We start from the raw sequence: 21,722 nt of genomic DNA on the forward strand, positions 1-21,722 counted from the left end.
GCGAACTCATACCACTATCTTATCTGAAACTCCAACCGGTATGTCACACGCCCGAAACCGAGTTTATCTGCTACTGATTTGCCTGGCACCACTGGCATGCCTGGCTTGGTGGGTTGATGATCGCCTGAGAACTCCCTACAGCACAAATTACGCTTGGGTTGTTTCCGAAGATCAGTCAGTTGCTTGGCCCGAGTCCAATCAACGCGAATTTCAAGAAGCCATGCGTTTAGATATCCGCAATGGTTCCGTCATCCGCGTGCCCCACAGATCGGTCCCAGTTACCTATCAGCAAACCAACAATGGTTGGCGTCTGCGTCAAACCTGGGAATTTCGCGGAATGACCTCCAGTTGCGATGCGTGGCGCGCGGAATCGCTCGACCAGCCCCACACGTTTGATCTGCCAAATTGCGATTCGCAAATTGAAATTGTGGCCGGTAACTGGCTAGCCTACCTCGGAAAAGAGCGGGTGATGGCTATCGACGTTGAGCGAGCTATCGCCGGCGATACACCGCAATCTGTCTCACTGAGTGGCTATAATGTGACTATCAATGAACGCCCGAGAGCGATTCCAGGCACCAACCGCTTTCTGGTTGCATGCCAAGGTCGACGTCCGCAGCAGGTGAAGTTGTTTGAGGTCGACAAGAACCTCTTAAGCGAAATCGCTACTTGGACTGTGGGTAAAACAAGTGCTTTCGTGGTCGTTGCCGATGGCCAGATCTACAGTCTCTCGGCCGATTCACAATCGCTTGAGCGTCGCGATCCAACCGACGGCACATTCAAAGATAGCCTGCCAGTGGACGCCAATTTCGCCAGTGGTTGGCAACCCGAAAACATCACTGGAAATCAGATTACTTTCCTTGATACACAGAAGGTCACCCATCGCACCGTGCGCTTGAGCGACCTGAAGCCGGTACCAGAATTGTCTGGTTTAGTACCCATTGAATTTGGTTACGGGCGAAATGCAGGGCGCTACCTGTTATACGCTGAAAATCGCAGTGCCTACAAGCATCGCGTGGTCGTCTACGATACCCAAGCAGAAAAGATCGCCTTCGATCGGTACTCGAATGAAATGTACTTCGATGCAGCAATTTGCGAGCCGCATCAACTGGTAACGATCAGCAACGAGCTAGGACTGACGTGTACAGTCGTCGATCTTGAATCGGGTGAGACTCTAGCGGTGCATCGACCGTTCCTGTGGCCATTGGTGGCTTGCGTCACACTGCTTGTCCTGTGGATGCTGTGGATAAAAGCCTGGCTGACCTCAGCGGGCCACTTAGGCGTGCTGGTCAATTTCTTGGTATTGACGCTGGTAACCATGGTTCCAGCCGCGGCCCACATGGCCAGCAACAGCTTTCGCGACTTCACCTCCGCCGAGATGCTTTTCTTTTCATCGCAATTGGCGATTGTGCATTGGACGACCGTTACCATGATCGCCGGTCCAGGCAGAGCATTGGTGCGCGTCAGTGTCTGGATAATGAGCCTGGTGTTGTGTGTGGTCGTCTTTAATACGGCGGGAGTGTTGGTGCCACAACTTAATCCCGTGGTGGTAACCATGCAGTGCCTGATCATTCTGCTGGCAGCCTTGATTAGTGCGCCGGCTTTGTGGTTAGGTCGCCGATGGTTGGCCACTTGTCTGGTTAGCGCTCAGGCAGTTAGCCAACCGTCAGCCAAGAGCGCGTCGCTACTGGAGATGTTCGGTCTGACATCGGCCTCGGCCTGCTTGATGGTTGTCTTGCTGCCCAAATTTAGCGGGCCCACGATTCCGGCGGGACAGAACATGACCACGGTGTTTGTGTGCGGCGCACTTTCGGCCTCGCTGGCCCTAGTGGCCACCTGCACAATTCTTAGTTCTCGTGGACCACTGGCGCGAATTGGTTACGCGCTCATGCTATTGTCTGCGATTATCTTGGTAGCCGATGCAGCAGTCCTGAACCAGGATTCCACAACATTTGGGTTGATCTTCAAGATCGCCCGCATCTTCAGTTGGGTGTTTATCACGGTGGCCACGTTCGGTATCGCAGCAAGATTCGGGAGGGGCCTTGGCACGTAGCTGATCTCGCCAGAGATTGGAAATAGTTCGGTCGCGGGTCCAAAGTCTGGCGACTTCGGCTACAGGATACAACCATGGGAACAACAATAACTTCGAAAACTCCGCTCGTCTTGTTGCTGCTGGCGCTTGTTCCGCTGGCGGGACTAACGGCTTGGGTCTTCAAGTACTATAACACTTCACCGATTTATCCTGGGTATCACTTTCCCCGCGGCGCTTCGCTGGCTGTTTGGCCCGATACGGGTACGATCTGGAAACTAGCGGACACTCGGGCCATGTGTCTGGATCTTACAAATGGCCGCCTCAGTTCAGTTCAAGCAGGCGGAGATTTTTTGAGCCTGCTCGATAGCCACGGCATGGGTTACGAACTAGGTCCGGACGACGAGCAAGGCTTTGCGGTCCTGGCCCGCGAGGGACTCTCGGAGTCGACCAAAGTAGTCTGCCGTCTGCCATCCTACGCGAGCTTTCGAGCTGTGCATGCCGATCGCTATTTGCTCGAAAACCAACAAGACCAAGTCGTTGCGCTGGATGTCCAGGCAGTGACAGCGGGCGAAGGATCAAAAATGACCTTGGCCACGCCAGGGCACAATCCGGGCATCGACCATCTATGTGTAGTAAACGGCCAGCCTGTCTTCTTGGTTCCATGTAGCAATGCTGTGCCATTATGTGTGCGGGCTTGCACGATTGAAGCGGGGCAAATGAAAGAGCTGGCCACCTGGCCAGTGGGTGGTACTCAAGCGCTGGTGGTGATCGATGGCAATCGCATCCTTAGTCTGGCACCCAACGGAAAATCGCTCGAGGTTCGCAGCTTCGATGATCTGACGACTACTCAGCAGTTGGTGGTCGATAAAGTGATCTTGCAGGAGTGGTGCATGGCTCACGCAAACTTGTCGACCTTGACGTTTGCGGATACCACGACGGCGCAGTTCCAGACGGTCCGCTTGTCGGACTTCAGTCGCATCGCAGAGCTCGATGGCCTTAGTACCCTCCATTGGAATCGCTTTCGCGCGGATCCGCAGTCAACCGACGCGCTTACGCTTTTTATGCGTGGCGCCAGGAACGACTTGGTCATCTATGATGCCGTGCAAGGCAAAGTCGCGGCCGAGTTCAAGCTAGACGAAGAAGTCTGGTATGCCAGTCCCATCAATGATCATCAAGTGGCCGCTACGGCCAACCGCTGGGGCGGCACCATCCTCGTCTTGGACGCTCGCAGCCAACAAGTCGCAGCCAGGTACTATCCGATGTTCTGGCCATTGGTGGGTGCCGTCGTGCTGAGCATAGCCGCCATCGCCTGGTGCGTGCTATGGCTGCGCAACTCCGCGCGAATGCGCTTGCCCCTGGCAGTGGATTGGATAGTGCTGGCCTGTGTCCTGATTGCTCCTGCGCTCTATCGCATGCTGAGTTTTGACATGTGGTCAACTCACACTCGCACCAGCGTGATGATCGTGCAAGCGGGAACAGTCACTGCGTTGTTCGCAGTTAGTTGCTATCTCTTGTATGGCAGAGCGCGGTGGCCTTATCGGCTGATCGCCTGGCTGGCAGTGCTGGGCGGCGTATCGTTCGGATTAATGCAAGTTCATCGCCTTCAATCCACGGTTATGGCGGACTTTGCAGGGCAAGCCTGGTTGCACTTTGCACTGGTGGCGGGCTTAAGCGCTGTGGCTGCCAAGCTATGTAGACCAATTATCAGACGCGCGTTTGCGGCGCCAGATGAGAGGGCACACAGGCTGGAAGCCTATGCCACAGAAGAACACAGGCTGGAAGCCTATGCCACATCCACCGCCACTCAGACTAGACGCGTACAAATGATCGACTGGTTTGCGTTAACTACGGTGCTGGCTGCGCTACTGGTTGCGGTGGCGGCCAGCCAGGAAGAATTTGATTTTCTCAAGATGTCGTTGGGACTAACGATCGCTGGTCCGCATGATGTTTTAGTCGCCATTGGCGTTTTGAGCGCACAAGTGGTCGTCACGCAGTTGGCGGCTGCCTGCCTATTCCTCACACGCTGGACGATTGTCAATCGAATTGGTTTGGCGCTAGGAGCCATCGCTTGCAGTGTGCTGGTAGTTGACCCGCTGATGACACTCTTGGCCACCAAGAGCTACTTGCAGTACTTTCAACCCTTCGCGTTGGCGCGAGTCGTTGCGCTCTGCTACCTGCTAACGGCCGCTTGGTTCTGGCGAAGCCACCCAATACCCGTAGCCACCGTCGCCAGACGGTGGATGCGTTGCACTTAACGCAAATACGATCAGGCCATCGCCGCCGTTGCCTTGAACGTTTGGTCATTACATCAAAGCTACGGCTGGCGCCGCAGCACTCCAAAGGCGCCACAGCACTCCAAAGCAACCGAGGCTAACGCCTACGGCTTAGATTACTAGTCCATGATCGTCGATCGTGAAAGGGACTATTCGATCATCGGCGGCACTTCCGCGATGTTTCGCGATGTAGAGGCCGCGCTGCATGCGGCCATCGACCAACATGCGGCCCATGAGAATGACCGTGTTTGCTCCGGCGGCCAGGTCGCCGTCGGCCAGCGGACGCATCATCAATTGGTCGAGCATCGATTCGGTGGTTGTGATCAACACCATGGCTGACGAATGCTGGTGATCGAACGCATGCTGCATCACCTGCGGAGATAACTCGCGAAAGCGTTCGCGAAATACTTCTCGGGCTAGCCAATCATGCTCCTGACGCAGCATGCGATGATAGATGCTTTCCAGCAGATCTAGCTGCAACGAATCCGAACGTTGTGATTGCGGTTCGATGCCGTCGACAATAAACCGCCGCGTGCCGTGGACCAGGTGTCCATAGACGAATCGCGACAGATAAGGCAAGCGACGATTCAGTTCGGATTGCCAGGTATGCCACTGGTCGACATCCATTTGGCTGCGCAGCACGCGCTGGCCGCTGTAGCCCAGGAAGGGCAGAACATCTTCGGGCCGCCCATGTGTAAACGGATTGGGCAATTCATCGCGACGCGGATCAGCCAACGTCAGTGGCTGAGCGAACATGCGCTGTCCATAGCCATCGTGATTCTGCGAATCACCACGACTGGATAAATCAATGATCGCACCAGGCTGGCCTTCTTGCTGCATGCCCGCCTGGCGAAAAGCCATAGCGAGCTGAGTTTTGCCCACACCGGTAGCACCAATGACCATAGTCAGAGTCCCCGGGAGCAAACCGCCGCCCAGGGACTCGTCTAACTTGGCCAGGCCAGTAGATAATCTCGACTGCATCTATCGCTTATTCGGACGAGTGTTGTCGGCTAGGTCCAGCGAGTTAACCGCTTCTACGTAGTCGGTCGTGATATTCAGCACCTCTTCGGTGTAGTAGTCTTTCTTGAAGACATCCTTCTTAGGCTGCTGGGCATCCATGATGACCTTTTCTTCTTCTTTTTCAGCGTCGAATTCTTTGCGACGCTCCAAGAAGGCTTGTTCGTTCAGCGAAACGTACTTCTCGTCTTTCTGCGATCGATAAAGTTCAATTCGCTTGAGCAGCTTGTCAAAGCCTTCGCTGTTCTTGACGCGCGTGCTGGAGCGGCCACGCAGTTTTTCGAGCACTTGCTCGTTAACCAATCCGTAGTCTTGATGACCAGCTTTGCGTACTTCATCACTGGGCAGGGCAAAGTCCAGGTCCGCTTCGCTGATGTCCATGGCGGACGTAATCGCCGGCAGGATCACATCGGAAGGTACACCTTCACGTTGGGTGCTCTTGCCGTCAGGCAAGTAGAACTGCTGAATCGTAATCTTCAGCGCGCCGTAGACATTGGGTCGATTGGTCAGGCTCATTCCGAGATCTACCAAGCTCTGAACCGTACCTTTGCCGTGCGTTTGTGGATCACCAACGACAATTCCACGACGATAATCGCGAATCGCTCCAGCGAAGATTTCGCTGGCACTGGCACTTTCCTTACTGGTCATGACAACCAGCGGACCATCCCAAGCGGCACCGCTATCTTCGTCGTCGTAGACTTGTACTTCGCCCGAAGGGTCTTTCACTTGAACGACGGGACCGTGATCGATAAACAAGCCGGTCAGACTGATGGCTTCGGTCAAGCTACCACCGCCGTTGCGGCTGAGGTCGATGATAACTGCGTCGACGTTGGATTCACGGAAGGTCGCCAGGATATTGCGCACGTCGCGTGTCGAACTCTTGTAGTTGTTATCGTTCTTGCCCTTAGCACCTTTCATATCCAGGTAGAAACTAGGCAGATCGATGTAGCCCACCTTCAGTGGCGAGCCATCTGGTTTCTTGCCATGTTCGACGATTTCGCTACGCGCAGCACTGTCTTCCAAGCTGATCTTGGCGCGCGTGATGTTGTAAATCACTACGTCACCACCCGTAGCAGGACGCACACCCAAGCGAACCAGGGTGCCCGCATTACCGCGAATCTTCGATACCACATCGTCGAGTTTCATATCGAGAACATCGACCATCTCACCGTCGGTGCCTTGGCCAACGCTAACGATGCGATCACCGGCTTTCAAACGTCCATCGCGATCGGCTGCGCCGCCAGGTACTACGTTGGTGATGGTGGTGAAACCGTCTTCCAGCGTCAGTTGGGCGCCGATACCTTCCAGCTTCAAACTCATGACGATGTCGAAGTTGTTCAGCGTCTTGGGGGCCATATACGAAGTGTGCGGATCAAAACTAGTGGTCAGCGCCGTGACGTAGGTTTCGAGCACTTCATCGGCATCGGTTTGATGTTGACGCTTGAGGATACTGTCGTAGCGACGATGCAGACGTGCCTTGGGATCCTCTTGAGCTTTTTTCTTGGCTTGTTCGTCGCCTTCGGCGACCTTTTCATTTTTCAGTAGCAGCAAGCTGTACTTGATCTGCTTGCGCATGCGATCACGCGCTTCGTCTGGGGTCTTGGGATACTCGACGATTTCGCGATCGGCAGCCATCTTTTCATCGACGGTGAAATCGTGTTCGCGATCGATTTCTTCGTGAGCCATCTTGACGCGTTCATCTACGCGATCGAGGAAGACTTTGAAGACCTTAATAGGAAAGTCGCCCTCTTCGCCACGGCCGCGTTTGGCTTCATCGTCGAGCTTGGTGTAGCTCTTCATAAAGCCATCGATATCGCTTTGGTAGAAGTACAACTTGAAGGGGTCAAGCGACTTGAAGAATTGATCGAAGGCTCGTTTGGAAATTTCGTCATCCAGGTCGTGCTTGGACAAGTGCTGGTTGTCCATCATCTCCGCCACGCTTTTGATAACGATGCGGTCCTTAGCCCGAAACTCCTTCATGTCCGAAACGCGCGGTGGTGGTTCCGCGGCGAAGACTATCGGCGATACAATCAAACTGACAACTGCCCCAAACGCCAATAGCTTTCGGTTGGCTTTTTGCATTTGACAACTTTCCAAGAAAAATGGGCGACAATGACGACGGTTTGGGCTAACTTGGCAAGCAGGGTAGCGCCGCTTTTACTCTGCAATAGTAGGATAATTGGGCGTCCGTAGCAACATGGATCAGAATCAGCGGCGGGTGGTAGCGGACAATCCCACCATGCCCATGGGTTCTAGGTGAGGCAACCGCAGCTTTTGTTGCCGCTATCGCCTGTTTCATGCTCCTGGCGGAGTATGGGTTTGCATATAATCGAGGAAACGGCTGGTGATTCAACTAACCCACGATGCAATTGATACCGCGGCCATGTTGGCCCAAGTAACTAAACCGAGCTGCGGGGCAGAAGTTTTGTTTGTGGGCACCACACGCCAGTGGACTGGCACTCAAGAAACCCTGTTTTTGGAGTACGACGGCTACACCGACATGGCCCAAAAGATGCTCGCTCAGTTGGAAAATCAAGCACGAGCCCGTTGGAACCTTGAAGAAGTGGTCATTTGTCATCGCCTGGGCCGGGTGGACATTGGCCAGGCAAGCGTCGCAGTGGCTGTTGGTGCGGCCCATCGCGATGCCGCCTTCGACGCGGCGCGATGGTTGATCGACCAACTAAAAGAACATGTACCTATCTGGAAGTGCGAGCATGGCCACAGCCAGTCGGCCTGGGTCCATCCAACATGACGCACGACATCAGCAATCCACAATCCAAATATGACTCGCCGAGCAGTTTAACCAGCAATTCGTGCCTGGCATCCACGAGCGACACGCCGTCAGGCGACTCCCGGCCCAGCGCCGGATCGACTCACTTATCTCCGCCGCTACCGCTGATGGATACCTTTGGACGTGTGCACCGCTCCCTGCGTATTAGCGTGACGGATCGCTGCAACATTCGCTGCCAGTATTGCATGCCCGAAGTCGCTCAGTTCATGGACAGCCAGCGACTGCTGACTACCGATGAGATCGCCAAGTTTGTAGAAGTCGTTGCGACACTTGGGATTCGCAAGGTGCGAATCACAGGTGGCGAACCGCTCATGCGTCCCAATCTGCCTGAATTAATTCAAAGACTGAGCCAAACACCGGGCATCGACGATTTGGCTATCACTACCAATGGCATGCTGTTAGCTGACCAGCTTGATCAGCTGGTGTCTACCGGTTTGAAGCGCATCAATATCAGCCTGGACACATTGCGTGAGGAGACCTTTAAACGCCTGTCACGCCGCGATGGACTCGACAAAGTCCTGGCAGGCATCCAAGCCGCCGCTGCTCGCAGTGAGCTAGTGGTGAAACTGAATGCGCTGGTTATGCGCGAGGTGAATTTTAGCGAAGTGATCGAGTTGGTCGCGTTCGCCCGCCATCACGATTTCACCTTGCGGTTCATTGAGTTTATGCCCTTGGATGCAGATCGCGCCTGGAGTCGCCAGCAGATGGTCAGCGGCGATGAACTGCGACAACAAATCGAGCATCAGGTGGGACGACTTATTCCGGCCTCTGCTCACGATCCGGCCCAGCCGGCAAGCGAATTTCGATTTGCCGATGGCCGCGGGGGCGTCGGCTTTATCGACTCGGTGACTCAACCGTTTTGTGCTGGCTGTGACCGTTTACGCCTGACCGCCGATGGCAAGTTGCGCAACTGCCTGTTCGGACGGGAAGAGTGGGATGTGCGCCAGTTGCTACGCAGCCAGGCATCGTCGGAGCTGATCGAAGCGACAATTCGCAATTGCCTGCAGGCCAAACGCGCTGCCCATGGCATCGATGCCGCTGATTTTTCACCACCGGAACGAGCCATGTTCCAAATTGGTGGATAATTCCAGCCAATGCGCTCGGCGCAATTACTTTACGCATAAACTATATTGGGATTCTTGATGCAGCGCAGAATCTACTTGGATCAAGCAGCCACCAGCTGGCCCAAGCTGGAAACGGCTGTGATAGCAGCGGATGAGTTTATTCGCCAATGCGGAGCCACGAGTGGCCGGGGCGCGTATTCCAGTGCCCAAACCGCTGAGAAATGGGTGGTGCGTGCCCGTAAAAGCCTCGCGCGATTGGTCGGTGCCAGCGACGCCTCGGATGTTGCCTTTTGTTCCAGCGGTACCCACGCACTCAATGCAGCTATCTTTGGTTGGTTGCGCTGCGGACAGCAGGTGGTGACCACCGCCATCGAACACAACAGCGTGCTGCGCCCACTGCGTCATCTGCAGTCAACCGCAAACATGACCATGTCGGTTGTGCCTTGCGATTTAGGCGGCTATGTCGATCCGCAAGCGGCTGAACCGCTAATCACCAAACAAACGCAAGCGCTGATCGTGGGACATGCGTCGAATGTTACGGGGTGCGTTCAAGACTTGACCGCGTGGAGCCAACTAGCCAAACGCCATGATCTGCTGTTCATCGTCGACGCATCGCAGTCGCTGGGCTACATTCCAATTGACATGCAAGCGGCGGGCATCGATGTGCTGGTGGCCGCTGGTCACAAGGGACTGCGCGCTCTGCCAGGTAGCGGATTCTTGGCAGCTAGTCCGATATTGCATGAGCACATCCAGCCTCTGATGTATGGTGGAACCGGCCTCTCGAGCGAACTGCTGGATGCCGAAAATGTGTGGCCCCATTCAGTCGAAGTTGGCAATCTGAATCTGCCTGCGGTCATCTCGATGGCTGTAGCAGCCGAACAACTGCTGGACCTGCACCCAGACCAGTGGAACACATGGCAAGAGCCGCTGGCGCGGTTTCTCAAGGAACTTCGCAGCCGAATATCACCTGAGCAATTGCAGGTAATCGGACACTCCGAAGTCGGTCAGTGGCTGCCCGTCATCAGCTTGTTACCCAACGACTGGGACATTCATGAAGCAGCCGCAGTGCTGGATGCCAACTTCGGCATCGAAGCTCGGGCTGGTTTTCACTGTGCTGCTCTGGTGCACGAATGCATCGGTTCGCACAATAAGGGTGGCACATTACGTTTGAGCTTGGGCCACCAACCCGCTGCAGTCGATTTGGATGATACGGTGCATGCCTTGGCCAGCATGCTACAAGCCATCGAGTAAGCGACCGAGCTTGCGCCACATAATCGCCACATTGATTACGCGCGGCTGCTGCGTGGTTGATAATTGCAAGTGTCAGCGGCAAATGTTCGATTGATCTACCTCAAGGGTCCGATGGTCGATCGAGTCCCCCTTATCTCCTGCCTGCCCCCTCATCGCTCTGCCCCCGCGAGTCTTGCCATGCATGCCCCCTCAGCATCGCTGCGCATTTTGATCGTCGATAACCATCCGATCGCAGCTCGAAACTTCGAACGACAATTGATGTGCCAAACTCGCTGTTCGATCGACGCAGTCACGTGCGTCGCTCATGGCTTGGATGCGCTGGTTGTGGCCGAAGAATTTATGCCCGACCTGGTCGTGATGGAAATAGGCTGGCCCAGACGCAGTGGAGCATGCACCGCCAAACTGTTGAGGTCGCGGCCCTGGGCAAGGCATGTGGTGATCGTCTCTCACCTCTACGAGTCATCGAGCCCGGTTGAGTCAACCTTGGAGTTCGACTTTCATTTCGTTGAAGGCTTTTCCGCTGAGTTGCTACTGCAAATCTATCCGAGCCTCGCGCAGCGCCATCGTCGTACCCACACGCCCAAGTTACATATCGGAACCCAGACTAAGCCGCCGGCGTTAGCCTCGGTTTTCAACGCTCACGGCGGTGTTGTTTAGGAACCGGGGCTAACGCCCTGCGGTTTAGGAACCGGGGGTGGCACTGGCTATGCGCAGCATTGCCAGTGCATGGAACGAAGTGGTGCGGTTGGCAAGCCCGTAGAGCAGCCAATGTAATCGAAGTTGTGCTCGCACCTCTGGGGGACGCTCATGCGACCGGTTTGGTCTTTCGGGAATGAAGCACCGCAAGGTACTCACGAACTTCGATTTCATTGGTTGATGCAACCGAAAGACCGCGTATCAAACGCTTCGTTTTGAGCACTGGCAATGCTGCGCATAGCCAGTGCCACCCAGAACCCTTAACGCCATGCTTCTGAACAACTTAAAAGCCGTACGGTCTCCTAAGGAACCGGGGCTAACGCCCTGCGGTTTAGGGCCGAGGGCCGGCGGGGAGGACCAGTTCGTTCAGACGATGATGGGCTTGTTCATCGTCCATGCCGTCACTCCATTTGGCAAAGCCATCTTTGGGATCCTTGTATGTTTGCTCCATCGGTCCCCAGACTTTATCGACCTTGTTGGTAAACAAGTCACCGATCAACAAGTCAGTTACGGTTCCGCGCATTTCAGGGTACTCACGCATGAAGTTGCCGAAGCTGAAGCCGTCGTAGTATTCGCAAACCAAACGACGCATGCGATCGATGCCTTGATTTAGTGTCGGTCCCCACTTGCCCAGTTGAGCGCCACTGGTATCACCATTGGCCAGCCCTTCAACAATCGCATCCGCCGCCATTTCACCGGACCTCAGCGCGAGCAGAACTCCGGAGGAATACAGCGGGTCCAAGAATCCAAATGCATCACCCACCATCACCCAGCCTTCTCCGGCAACTTCCTTGGCGCGATACGAATAATCGCGAGTGGCGAAGTAACCAGAGATGCGCGTGGCATCTTTGATGCGTTCCTTGACAGCTGGACAGCGTTCAAGTTCTTCGGCGTAGATTGTCTCGTGATCGCCGCGTCCTTTGAAGATGTAGTCAAACGGCGCCACAACTCCAATGCTCACGCGATTATCATGCAGCGGGATGTACCAGAACCATCCAAGCTTGTTGTCCAGCTGCAACACCACCGTGGCACCTTCGTCTTTGCCAGTGTCCCGATAGGCGTTCTCCCAATAAGTCCACACTGCGCCCTTGTTCAACACTGGATCCCATACGCGCAGCTTGAACTTGTTCATCAACAAGCCGCTCTGGCCACTAGCATCGACCACCACTTTGGCGCGAATTTCGTGCGGCTGCCCTTCGGCATCTAATAACTTAACGCCCACGACGCGATCACCTTCCATGATCACATCGCGTACGCGAATCTGTTCGTGAGCTTCTACGCCATGCTCGCGAGCGTTCTCGAGCATCATCTGGTCGAACTCGCTCCGCACAACTTGCCACGTCTGCGAACACTCATGCGGCTTGTTATCGTAGAAGTAAAATGGGGCCGAAACTTTGCCCGACGAATTCACAAATTGCACGCTGTGCTTATGCACAAACCGGCTGGCCTTCATCTTGGGCAGCATGTCCAAGCGCTCGAGCACCCAATAAGTCTCGGGGATCAGCGACTCGCCGATGTGAAAGCGTGGAAACTTCTCGCGCTCAAACAACTGAACCTTGTGGCCACTCTTGGCAATCAGCGTGCTGGCAGTCGAACCAGCCGGGCCACCACCAATTACTATCACGTCCGTTTCGCTCGGAATTTTGCTGACCATAACCAACTCCACTACCGTAAGACCCAGACTCGCAGACCAACCCACCATCGGCTCAGTCGCAATTATCGGAGATAGTAACCGTTAAAACAATAGTTGTTTGAACAAGAAGATGGAAAAATTTTTGTCCATCTGATTTTGGCACCTCGCCCGGATTCTCCCTGGATGGCGTCCCACTGCTGCTTAGCGTTCAAGAAAAAATCATTCCAAACGCAGAGAGCGCTGAGTCCGCAGAGGAAACGCAGAAAACATTGGCTCAGGGCAACTGCATGCTTGGACTTCTCTGCGAGTCTCTGCGTCTTTGCGTTTAATTCCCAGCACCCTGCGAACTTCTTGGCACAATGCTGCGGATAGCCAGTGCCACCCTAAGGCCTTTGAATTTCGTTAGGTAAAGGCTGTACGATCTCTAAAAGAGGGAGGGAACACTACCGTAGATCATGGGAGAAAGTAGGTCGAACGCTTCTTGAAAGCGAACGTCATCAACTACTTCAAGAGAAGTGAGTAGACCGAGTAGATGGGAGAAAGTAGTCTTTAGCACCGGATCTGTCGTTGGTGTTCGAACAACCAATTCCCGATCTGGTCTTCTCTACTTTCAACTTTCTCCCATCTACTCTCTATTTTGATTCGAGCCCCTACGGGCTCGAATCAAAATCGGGGTGATAGGATTCGAACCTACGACCCTCTGGTCCCAAACCAGATGCGCTAGCCAGACTGCGCTACACCCCGTAAGAAGAGAGTTTTTAGTGGATTGGCGAAAAACCTGCAAGGCGTCTTCAGGCTGCGGCCCGGCTACCTGGAGCAAGAATATCACGAATCCGCTCGAATTCTTCGGCACTGTGGAAATGAACCACAATTTTCCCGCGACCGCGAGTTGTTTGTCGAATCTCGATCTTTGTGCCCAACGAACGCTTTAACTCTTGCTCCAAGGACGCGATCAAGGGCGTCACGGTTCGCGCCGCACCGCGCTTTCCGCGTGGTTTGACCGTTTCCTCGCCATCTTCCCGAGCCAAGATCTCCGTGACTGCGTGCTCGGTTTGGCGGACGCTCCAGCCTTCCGTTTGAATTTGACGCGTCATGGCCAGTTGCTGAGCTTCCTCACCCAGAGGCAATAAAGCGCGGGCATGACCAGCCGACAGCTTGTCGTTCTGCACCGCCTCAAGAATTGGCTGGGGCAATTCCAGCAAGCGCATGAGATTGGCTATCGTTGAGCGATCAATCTTCAGCCGCTTGGCAAATTCGTCTTGCGTACAATGGTGCTCGTCCAAGTAGCGGCGGAAGGATAGCGCCTTCTCAATGGGATTGAGGTCCTTGCGTTGCAAGTTCTCGACGATCGCCAGTTCGGCCACCAATCGATCATCGGCTTCGCGAACTTCAGCGCGAACTTTGGTTAGGCCAGCGTGAATCGTGGCTCGCAGCCGACGTTCACCGCTGATCAGCTGATATCGGCTCCCCACCTGGCGAACCAGCACCGGTTGCAATTGCTGATGTTCTTTGATGCTTTCGGCCAGCGACGCGATTTCTTCTTCGTTGAATTGTCGACGCGGCTGGAAGGGATTGGCATCGATCAAGGCCACGTCGATCTCTAGCGAGGTGGGGCTGGCCACTTCTGGCTCGGTTCGTGACTTGGTAAGTGAGTGGCTTTGCATTGGGATGACACTGGGCTGTGCATCCTGTGCAGATTGCGCAGGTGCTGATAAAACGCTGCTCAATGGCACCGATCCGGTGACTCCGGCGGGTGCAGCGGCGCGAGGACGCGTGGCAGGCACGCTGGGAGCGCTGCCAGTGGGTGCGGGCCGCGGGGCTGAGAAATTCGACACGCCAGGCGTTTGACCTTCGCCTTCGACTACTGCGCCTTCGACGACATTGGTTTCGTCCATCGGAGTTCCCAAGAGGGCAGCCAGGCCACGACCGAGTCTTCTATCTTTAGTCACGTTCCAATACCTCCATGCATAGTTCCAGGTAAGCTCGTGATCCGCGTGATCGCGGAGCGTAATCCAATACGCTCGTGCCGTGGCTCGGGGCTTCCGAGACCGCGACATCGCGGGGAATCACCGTATCAAACACAATGTCTCCGAAGAATTCGCGGACTTCCGCGTCGACTTCGTAGGTCAGTTCGAGGGTCGGATCATACATAGTCAGTAGGATCCCGCCAAAGGCCAATCTTCCAGCGCCGCTCTGCATTACTTGACGAATGACTTGAATCATCTGGGTCAGCCCTTCCATTGCGTAGAATTCGCATTGGATGGGCATCAATACTTCCGTGCTGGCAGCCAAAGCGGCTTGAGTTAACTGGCCCAGCGATGGTGGACAATCGATCAGCACAAAATCAAAAGCGCCCATACCGGCTTCTAGATGCTGCTTGAGCGTATGGGCATCGCTGACTTCACCTCGTTCCAGCCGGTCGACGTCTACAAACGAGCGACTGCCGGGCAAGAGTGTCAGATTTTCTTGGCTGGTCTCGAACAAACTGTCACGCAAACCATCAACGAGCAGTAGAGGATGGCTGTCGGCTGGTTTGAATCCCAGCCCACTAGTGGCGTTACACTGGGGATCGAGATCAATCAGTAGCGTCCGCTGGCCCGCCTTGGCCAGGCCGGCCGCGAGATTGACGGCGGTCGTGGTCTTACCCACTCCACCTTTCTGATTGGCTACGCATAATATGCGTCCCACAATAGGCCTCTCCCTTGGCCAATGGTCGCTAGTTGATACGCTATTCCATGCGTATCGCAGTGCGGGCGATTATGCCAAGTTTGATGGTTGGTGCAAATGGCAAAACATTGCTAGCAGTTTCACGAGAAACTGCTGGGTAAGGACTTACGACTACGCTAGCGTTTCACAGGAAACCGGTGGAAGCATGCGTTTTGTGCTCGATTGTTCAAGATTTACGATTGATAGAGGGAGGATATTATGGCGGAAACAATTTTTGCCAAAATCATTCGCGGAGAGATCCCGGCCAAGCTGGTGCACGACGATCAGCAGTGTCTAGCGTTTCACGACATCTCGGCACAAGCACCGGTACATGTGCTCGTGATTCCAAAGAAGCCAATTGAATCGCTTGATCAGCTTCAGGATACTGATGCTGCTCTGTTGGGCCATATCTGGACAGTGATCCCTAACTTGGCGCGGCAGCTAGGCATCGCTGAATCCGGGTATCGAGTGGTCGTCAATTGTGGACGCGATGGCGGCCAATCGGTCGATCACCTCCACTTCCACATCCTGGGCGGCCGACCGCTGAAGTGGCCGCCAGGATAACGCTGCCGGCTCCTTGGAGTACTACAGCAACGCCGTAGTTTTGATGCAATAACCAAACCACAGCGCAGCCTGCGGTAGACAGGCACTTGCGATCTCAACGCTTTCTCTGCGGGCTCTGCGTTCTCTGCGTTTTAGATGAATCTGTTCAACGCAGAGACGCAGAGGATCGCAGAGAAGTCAAACCAGATGATGACTTCAATCGCCGCCTTACAACATGCGGGACACAGGTGCTCGTGTCCTCAGCGCTATCTCTGCGGGCTCTGCGCCCCTCTGCGTTTTAGATGAATCTGTTCAACGCAGAGACGCAGAGGATCGCAGACAAGTCAAACCAGATGATGACTTCGATCGCCGCCTTACAACATGCGGTACACAGGTGCTCGTGTCCTCAACGCTTTCTCTGCGGGCTCTGCGCCCCTCTGCGTTTTAGATGAATCTGTTCAACGCAGAGACGCAGAGGATCGCAGACAAGTCAAACCAGATGACGACTTCGATCGCCGCCTTACAACATGCGGTACACAGGTGCTCGTGTCCTCAACGTTTTCTCTGCGGGCTCTGCGTTCTCTGCGTTTTAGATGAATCTGTTCAACGCAGAAACGCAGAGGATCGCAGACAAGTCAAACCAGATGATGACTTCGATCGCCGCCTTACAACATGCGGTACACAGGTGCTCGTGTCCTCAACGCTTTCTCTGCGGGCTCTGCGCCCCTCTGCGTTTTAGATGAATCTGTTCAACGCAGAAACGCAGAGGATCGCAGAGAAGTCAAGCCAGATGATGTCTTCAATCGCCGCCTTACAACATGCGGGACACAGGTGCTCGTGTCCTCAGCGCTATCTCTGCGGGCTCTGCGCCCCTCTGCGTTTTAGATGAATCTGTTCAACGCAGAGACGCAGAGGATCGCAGACAAGTCAAACCAGATGATGACTTCGATCGCCGCCTTACAACATGCGGTACACAGGTGCTCGTGTCCTCAGCGCTTTCTCTGCGGGCTCTGCGCCCCTCTGCGTTTTAGATGAATCTGTTCAACGCAGAGACGCAGAGGATCGCAGACAAGTCTTCGACCTGGTGTTTCAATTTGTTTGTTCGCCCCGCACTCCAAAGAGCCTTAGCTAGCTAAACACATTTGTAAAGCTATAACGATCTGAACGGTTATAGTGATTTTCCGTACAGTTAAATGGTGGCTTAAGTCGATTTCTGCGTCTATGGAACAACCGTGCGGTATTCTCTCTGCCGCCCGAGCCGGTTGTGAGATAGGGTTTAACTGTCAGCCAAACTTTGTCATTTGAGCAAACGCTCGCCATCTTAATGGCTGAAGCGCTCGAGGGGAAATGCTTGCATTTCTAACCTCTGAAATGCCAATGGATAGGACTGACAAAGCCTGAGAACTGGAGTCGAGGGCGTTTCCCTCCCTGTGTGGAGCGCGTCGATCGGACTTGACGCCTCGCTCAGTAAACTTACCGGTTAAGGCAGTTTGTCCATGCGCGCCAAGTCATTACTATTGCTCATCATTGCCCTGGGCTGCGGCACGGTTGCGTCCGTGGGTATCAGTCAGGTCATGATGGATCAGAAGCAAGGTCCCGCCGAAGCTCCGACGGTCGAGATCTACGTGGCGGTGAAAGACATCGACGTCAACACCAAGCTCAGTCCCGAACTATTCAAGCTCGAGCAGTGGCCCCAGAATCGCATTCCTGATGGAGCCATCTTCAAACTCGAAGAAATCAAAGATCGTTACGTTCGCCAACGCATGTACCCAGGCGAACCAATTCTGGCTGGCAAGCTAAACGACTCCATCGTCGGAGTGGATACCGAGATTCCACGTGGCTTCCGCGTCTTCGACTTATCAGTAAACGAACGCAACGGCGGTAGTGGCTACATCAAACCAGGTGCCCGCGTCGATGTGATGGGCACATTTAAAGTAAACAGCATCACTGAAAGTCGCACCGTAATGCGCAATGTGCGCATCTTTGGTATCAACGGTGTGACCGTTCGCGATAACGATCCAGGAACTAACAATCGAGCCACGACGTTCCAGCTGCTGGTCCATGAAAGCCAGATGGATGCGCTCAACCTGGCCACGGCCATGGGTGAGCTGCGGTGCACGCTGCGGGGCACCATCGAGAATCAAGATGCCACCGAAGGAACTGATACTGGACAAGAGTTCATCTCTTGGGTGCGCGGTTCCGATACACGGGTGGCCAGCATGGTAAACTCTAGCGGTTCTAACGGTGCTGACATCTTTGGTGGGCCTTCACAGACTTCTGTTGCACCGCCGACTGAAGAAAAGAAGAAGGAATTGCTGATCATTACTCCAAGTGGAGTGACCAAGTATCAGTGGACTAACGATAACGAGTTGCCTCAACGTGTAGACAGTGCGCCCGGACAAGGCGCAAGCCCAGCAGGTCTACCAGTTTCGACGGCTAATTTGTTCGGTGGTCTTGGCGGTTACGCTCCGGTTTACCCAACAGGTGCCGGCGCTACTGCTACTGGTGAAGAGTCAGACACCGCGCCTTCGCTAAGTGAAGCCACCGGTGCCCCTGAACCGAAGTCACCTACTAAGTCCGGCGCAAGTTATGGGGGAGCTAAGCCACCAGCTGGTTCGCCTCTGCCGCCTAAGACTGGACAATGAACAAGTTACCCCTCGCAAGTTCATGGAACCAGTCACTGCAACAGCACTCGCAGTGACTGGTTGAGTCAGTAAACGCCCTAACGGGTTGCAAAGTCAATTGGTACCAGGGAAGGTCCACGCGACTCTGCATAAAACCGAGAAATACACAAGGATGTGAGCCGATGGTTTCCACCAGCGTCTTCAAGCGACTCGCTCGTTTGAGTATCGCAGCAATGTTGGGCTCTGCGCTTAGTTCCGCTGCCCTTGAGTCGGCCATGGCTCAACAACCCGGCGGAATCAACGTTGGCTCAAGTCCAGACTCCGTCAAGCTGGTCTCTGTTGACAATCAGCAAAAAGTCAACATGGTGATCAACACTAGTCGCGAGATCTCGACCGACAAAGCCTTCAAACAGATTCGCATTCAAAATCCGAATATCTTGTCTGTGCTGCCGCTGGAAGGTGGCAATCGCCTACAGATATCCGCTCTACAACCGGGCGTCACCACGCTCGACCTGATGGCCGGTGATGAATCGATTCACACCATCCAAGTCATGGTGATTGGTGATGCACGCGAAGTCGAAGCGATCTTGCGCCAAGAGTTCCCCAGCGGTAACCTGCGTGTCACACCGCTACAACAAGCCTGCATCGTTTCAGGCATTGTTACCAGCGACGAAGATATCGAAGCAGTGGTAAAAGTCGTTGAACAGTATTACCCCACGGTGATCAATCGAGTCAACGTGCTGGGCGTGCAGACGATCCAGTTGGAAACTCAGATCATGGAAGTATCGCGAACGAAGCTTCGCGAACTGGGTATCGACTGGGGAGTGATCAACGGCAACGACGCCGTCACTCAATCGGTGTCGGGACTTTTGTCCGCATCCTCCAGTGCAGCCGGTTTGGCCACCAGCGGTGGTGAGACCTTCAAAGTCGGTGTTGTTCAGAACAGTACGACTTTCCTGGGCGTGGTACGGGCGCTTCGTCAAAACAACCTGGTTAAAGTTCTAGCCAATCCAACCATCACCGCTGTCGACGGTCGCCCAGCCAGCTTCAACGCTGGTGGTGAAATTCCGATCGTCGTTCCAGCAGGTTTGGGACAGGTCGCGATTCAGTATCGCGAATACGGTACTCGCATCGACATGGTGGCCAAGGTTGCCGGCGAAGGTCGCGTGAAGCTGGAAGTGCGACCTTATGTTAGTGAAATCGATCCGACGCGCAGCGTTACGTTGCAAGGTATCAGCGTTCCGGGATTGCGCAGTCGATATCTGGAGACAGGTGTTGAACTCCAAGCTGGTCAGACACTGGCCCTCGGTGGCTTGCTGCAAATGCGAACCGAGTCGATCAACACGGGCCTGCCATTCTTTGGCGACCTGCCATACGTCGGAACCTTCTTCCGCTCCAACCGCGAGCTGCAGAACGAAGTGGAATTGCTGATTACCGTTACGCCGAACTTCGCTGGTCCTATGGATCCCTGTGAAGTACCAGCCGGTGGACCAGGCCTCAATACGACCAGCCCAAGCGATAAGGAACTGTACTGGCAAGGCTACATGGAAGTGCCAATCGCTGGCCAACCAGGTGTTGGAGTTAACTCAGGCATGATCGGTGGCGAAGGAAGCGCTATCCCTGGCGGCATGCCGACCTCGGCTCCTGCCTACGATAATAGTCCGATTCCAACTCCTTCGGCGATGAGCATGGGACCGAACGCGCCCAAGCTAGCCCAACCAGTTGCGGGTGTTAACGTTCAGTCCGGTAATACAGCAACTCGCCCGTATACTGCACCCATGTTTCGCTAAAGACGATAACAGCAAAGTGACCACTTTGTAGTTCGCGACCTTAGCCCGAATCGCGGAAAACATTCAAGGATAACGAACGCGCGCATGAGTAACGTATTACGACTAGCAATCGTCGACCCACGTGATGACTCGCGTGAAAAACTCAAGACTATGCTCTTGGGTATGGACATCGTCTGGTTGGAAGCCGAGTGCTCCCGCTACGAGTTCTTTCCGGATGTCGTCGCCCAGTCCAATCCCGATGTCGGCGTCATTTGCTTGGATGCTGATCCCGACAAAGCTATCGGCCTGATGGAAAAAATGCGGAGCGAAGCACCCGACTGCGCTCTTCTGGCCGTCAGCGCCACCAGCGACGGTCAACGCATTCTCAAAGCGATTCGTGCGGGAGCAAAAGAGTTCCTGACCCTGCCTGTGACGCTCGAAGAATTGATGGGAGCCCTCGGTCGCATTAGCCAAACAAAATTTGGCGGTACCGATGGCAAGAACCGCAACTCGCGCATCATCGCCGTAGCGGGCGCCTCCGGGGGCGTCGGTTGCACCAGTGTGGCTGTCAACCTGGGTTGTATCCTGGCCGCCAATCCCGCCAACACCGTAGCGCTGGTCGACTTGGATCTAGCAGTTGGTGATGCGGACGTGTTCTTGGACACGATTCCCGATTACAGCTTGATCGATGTAACTCAAAACGTTGCTAGACTTGACTTCCAACTTTTGAAGCGGTCATTGACCAAACACAGTTCAGGCTTGTATCTACTTCCGCGACCAGTGCAGCTGCAAGATGTTCGGCTGATTAACCCTGATTCGCTGCGCAGAGTTTTCGGACTGTTGAAGGCGACGTTTTCGCACATCGTCATCGACTTGTCGAAAGGTTTCACCGAGACCGACTTGTCCGCGATCGAAGTGGCTAATGATGTATTGTTGGTAGTCCAACTGGACTTGCCATGCTTGCGAAACCTCGTCCGGTTGCAGATGTCATTTGACGAGATCGAGGGCTTGCGAGACCGATTGAAGATCGTGGTCAATCGCGTCGGTTTGGAAAGCGGTCAAATCAAGCTCAAGAAGGCGCGTGAAACAATCGGCCGCGACATCTTCGCTCAAATTCCGAACGACTACCGCACAATGGTCGAAGTGCGTAACAACGGTGTGCCGTTGCTGGAGCATGCTCCCAAAGCTGCCATCACCATTGCTATGCAACAAATGGCGAGTGCGCTGTGTGGCCATCCCGCACCTGAAACACCCACCGAGCAACCGGAGACTTCCGGCAGCTCGTCGTGGATGAATTTCTGGCCAGGCAAAGCCAAGGCCAAGTAG

15 protein-coding genes and 1 tRNA gene are annotated in these 21,722 nt (G+C 54.6%); 10 read left to right on the top strand and 6 right to left on the bottom strand.

The window, feature by feature from the left end:
• Positions 1-40: 40 nt before the first annotated feature.
• A complete protein-coding gene (locus SH573x_RS19940) occupies positions 41-2,050 on the top strand; it encodes a hypothetical protein (RefSeq protein WP_479349490.1) in 2,010 nt (669 codons plus the stop codon).
• 74 nt (positions 2,051-2,124) lie between these two features.
• On the top strand, positions 2,125-4,284 hold the full coding sequence (locus SH573x_RS19945) for a DUF4153 domain-containing protein (protein WP_479349492.1): 2,160 nt from the start codon (positions 2,125-2,127) through the stop codon (positions 4,282-4,284).
• A 129-nt stretch (positions 4,285-4,413) separates the two neighbouring features.
• Here the strand turns inward: SH573x_RS19945 and SH573x_RS19950 are convergent, their stop codons facing one another.
• On the bottom strand, positions 4,414-5,283 hold the full coding sequence (locus tag SH573x_RS19950; protein WP_479349493.1) for an RAD55 family ATPase: 870 nt from the start codon (positions 5,281-5,283) through the stop codon (positions 4,414-4,416).
• Complete coding sequence (locus tag SH573x_RS19955) at positions 5,284-7,401, bottom strand: carboxy terminal-processing peptidase (protein WP_479349494.1); 2,118 nt, start codon at positions 7,399-7,401, stop codon at positions 5,284-5,286.
• Between the two features lie 262 nt (positions 7,402-7,663).
• On the opposite strand from SH573x_RS19955, the gene SH573x_RS19960 reads away from it, so the two are divergent.
• From SH573x_RS19960 to SH573x_RS19975, 4 genes are all read left to right on the top strand, one after another.
• Positions 7,664-8,071: a molybdenum cofactor biosynthesis protein MoaE gene (locus tag SH573x_RS19960; protein WP_479349495.1), complete on the top strand. Its 408-nt coding sequence runs from the start codon at positions 7,664-7,666 to the stop codon at positions 8,069-8,071.
• Entirely contained in the window at positions 8,068-9,195 is a 1,128-nt protein-coding gene (gene moaA, locus SH573x_RS19965) for a GTP 3',8-cyclase MoaA (RefSeq protein WP_479349496.1), read from the top strand. Before SH573x_RS19960 ends, moaA begins: the two co-directional genes overlap by 4 nt.
• A gap of 57 nt (positions 9,196-9,252) precedes the next feature.
• The gene (locus tag SH573x_RS19970) at positions 9,253-10,425 is read left to right on the top strand and encodes an aminotransferase class V-fold PLP-dependent enzyme (protein WP_479349497.1); all 1,173 of its coding nucleotides are present in this window, start codon (positions 9,253-9,255) and stop codon (positions 10,423-10,425) included.
• A gap of 177 nt (positions 10,426-10,602) precedes the next feature.
• Complete coding sequence (locus tag SH573x_RS19975) at positions 10,603-11,082, top strand: response regulator (protein WP_479349498.1); 480 nt, start codon at positions 10,603-10,605, stop codon at positions 11,080-11,082.
• 370 nt (positions 11,083-11,452) lie between these two features.
• Here SH573x_RS19975 and SH573x_RS19980 read toward each other — a convergent pair whose 3' ends face one another.
• The 4 genes from SH573x_RS19980 to SH573x_RS19995 form a co-directional block, all read right to left on the bottom strand.
• On the bottom strand, positions 11,453-12,775 hold the full coding sequence (locus tag SH573x_RS19980; protein ID WP_479349499.1) for an NAD(P)/FAD-dependent oxidoreductase: 1,323 nt from the start codon (positions 12,773-12,775) through the stop codon (positions 11,453-11,455).
• Between the two features lie 648 nt (positions 12,776-13,423).
• Positions 13,424-13,498, bottom strand: a tRNA-Pro gene (locus SH573x_RS19985).
• A gap of 47 nt (positions 13,499-13,545) precedes the next feature.
• Positions 13,546-14,703 carry a ParB/RepB/Spo0J family partition protein gene (locus SH573x_RS19990; RefSeq protein WP_479349500.1) on the bottom strand — a complete coding sequence of 386 codons (1,158 nt, stop codon included), beginning with the start codon at positions 14,701-14,703 and terminating at the stop codon, positions 13,546-13,548.
• Positions 14,696-15,442 carry a ParA family protein gene (locus SH573x_RS19995; protein WP_479349501.1) on the bottom strand — a complete coding sequence of 249 codons (747 nt, stop codon included), beginning with the start codon at positions 15,440-15,442 and terminating at the stop codon, positions 14,696-14,698. Before SH573x_RS19995 ends, SH573x_RS19990 begins: the two co-directional genes overlap by 8 nt.
• Before the next feature lie 237 nt (positions 15,443-15,679).
• On the opposite strand from SH573x_RS19995, the gene SH573x_RS20000 reads away from it, so the two are divergent.
• From SH573x_RS20000 to SH573x_RS20015, 4 genes are all read left to right on the top strand, one after another.
• On the top strand, positions 15,680-16,024 hold the full coding sequence (locus SH573x_RS20000) for a histidine triad nucleotide-binding protein (RefSeq protein WP_479349503.1): 345 nt from the start codon (positions 15,680-15,682) through the stop codon (positions 16,022-16,024).
• A 1,475-nt stretch (positions 16,025-17,499) separates the two neighbouring features.
• Positions 17,500-18,648, top strand: a complete 1,149-nt coding sequence (gene cpaB, locus SH573x_RS20005; RefSeq protein WP_479349504.1) for a Flp pilus assembly protein CpaB — start codon at positions 17,500-17,502, stop codon at positions 18,646-18,648.
• Between the two features lie 161 nt (positions 18,649-18,809).
• Positions 18,810-20,417: a type II and III secretion system protein family protein gene (locus tag SH573x_RS20010; RefSeq protein WP_479349505.1), complete on the top strand. Its 1,608-nt coding sequence runs from the start codon at positions 18,810-18,812 to the stop codon at positions 20,415-20,417.
• Positions 20,418-20,501: 84 nt separating this feature from the next.
• Positions 20,502-21,722: a nucleotide-binding protein gene (locus SH573x_RS20015; protein ID WP_479349506.1), complete on the top strand. Its 1,221-nt coding sequence runs from the start codon at positions 20,502-20,504 to the stop codon at positions 21,720-21,722.

It is taken from the genome of Rania fehmarnensis, from assembly GCF_056494185.1.

Bases quoted from the DNA above. Each gene is read 5' to 3' on its own strand.
- SH573x_RS19940 (WP_479349490.1), top strand. From the start codon at position 41: ATGTCACACGCCCGAAACCGAGTTTATCTGCTACTGATTTGCCTGGCA.
- SH573x_RS19945 (WP_479349492.1), top strand. From the start codon at position 2,125: ATGGGAACAACAATAACTTCGAAAACTCCGCTCGTCTTGTTGCTGCTG.
- SH573x_RS19950 (WP_479349493.1), bottom strand. From the start codon at position 5,283: ATGCAGTCGAGATTATCTACTGGCCTGGCCAAGTTAGACGAGTCCCTG.
- SH573x_RS19955 (WP_479349494.1), bottom strand. From the start codon at position 7,401: ATGCAAAAAGCCAACCGAAAGCTATTGGCGTTTGGGGCAGTTGTCAGT.
- moaA (WP_479349496.1), top strand. From the start codon at position 8,068: ATGACGCACGACATCAGCAATCCACAATCCAAATATGACTCGCCGAGC.
- SH573x_RS19970 (WP_479349497.1), top strand. From the start codon at position 9,253: ATGCAGCGCAGAATCTACTTGGATCAAGCAGCCACCAGCTGGCCCAAG.
- SH573x_RS19975 (WP_479349498.1), top strand. From the start codon at position 10,603: ATGCATGCCCCCTCAGCATCGCTGCGCATTTTGATCGTCGATAACCAT.
- SH573x_RS19980 (WP_479349499.1), bottom strand. From the start codon at position 12,775: ATGGTCAGCAAAATTCCGAGCGAAACGGACGTGATAGTAATTGGTGGT.
- SH573x_RS20000 (WP_479349503.1), top strand. From the start codon at position 15,680: ATGGCGGAAACAATTTTTGCCAAAATCATTCGCGGAGAGATCCCGGCC.
- cpaB (WP_479349504.1), top strand. From the start codon at position 17,500: ATGCGCGCCAAGTCATTACTATTGCTCATCATTGCCCTGGGCTGCGGC.
- SH573x_RS20010 (WP_479349505.1), top strand. From the start codon at position 18,810: ATGGTTTCCACCAGCGTCTTCAAGCGACTCGCTCGTTTGAGTATCGCA.
- SH573x_RS20015 (WP_479349506.1), top strand. From the start codon at position 20,502: ATGAGTAACGTATTACGACTAGCAATCGTCGACCCACGTGATGACTCG.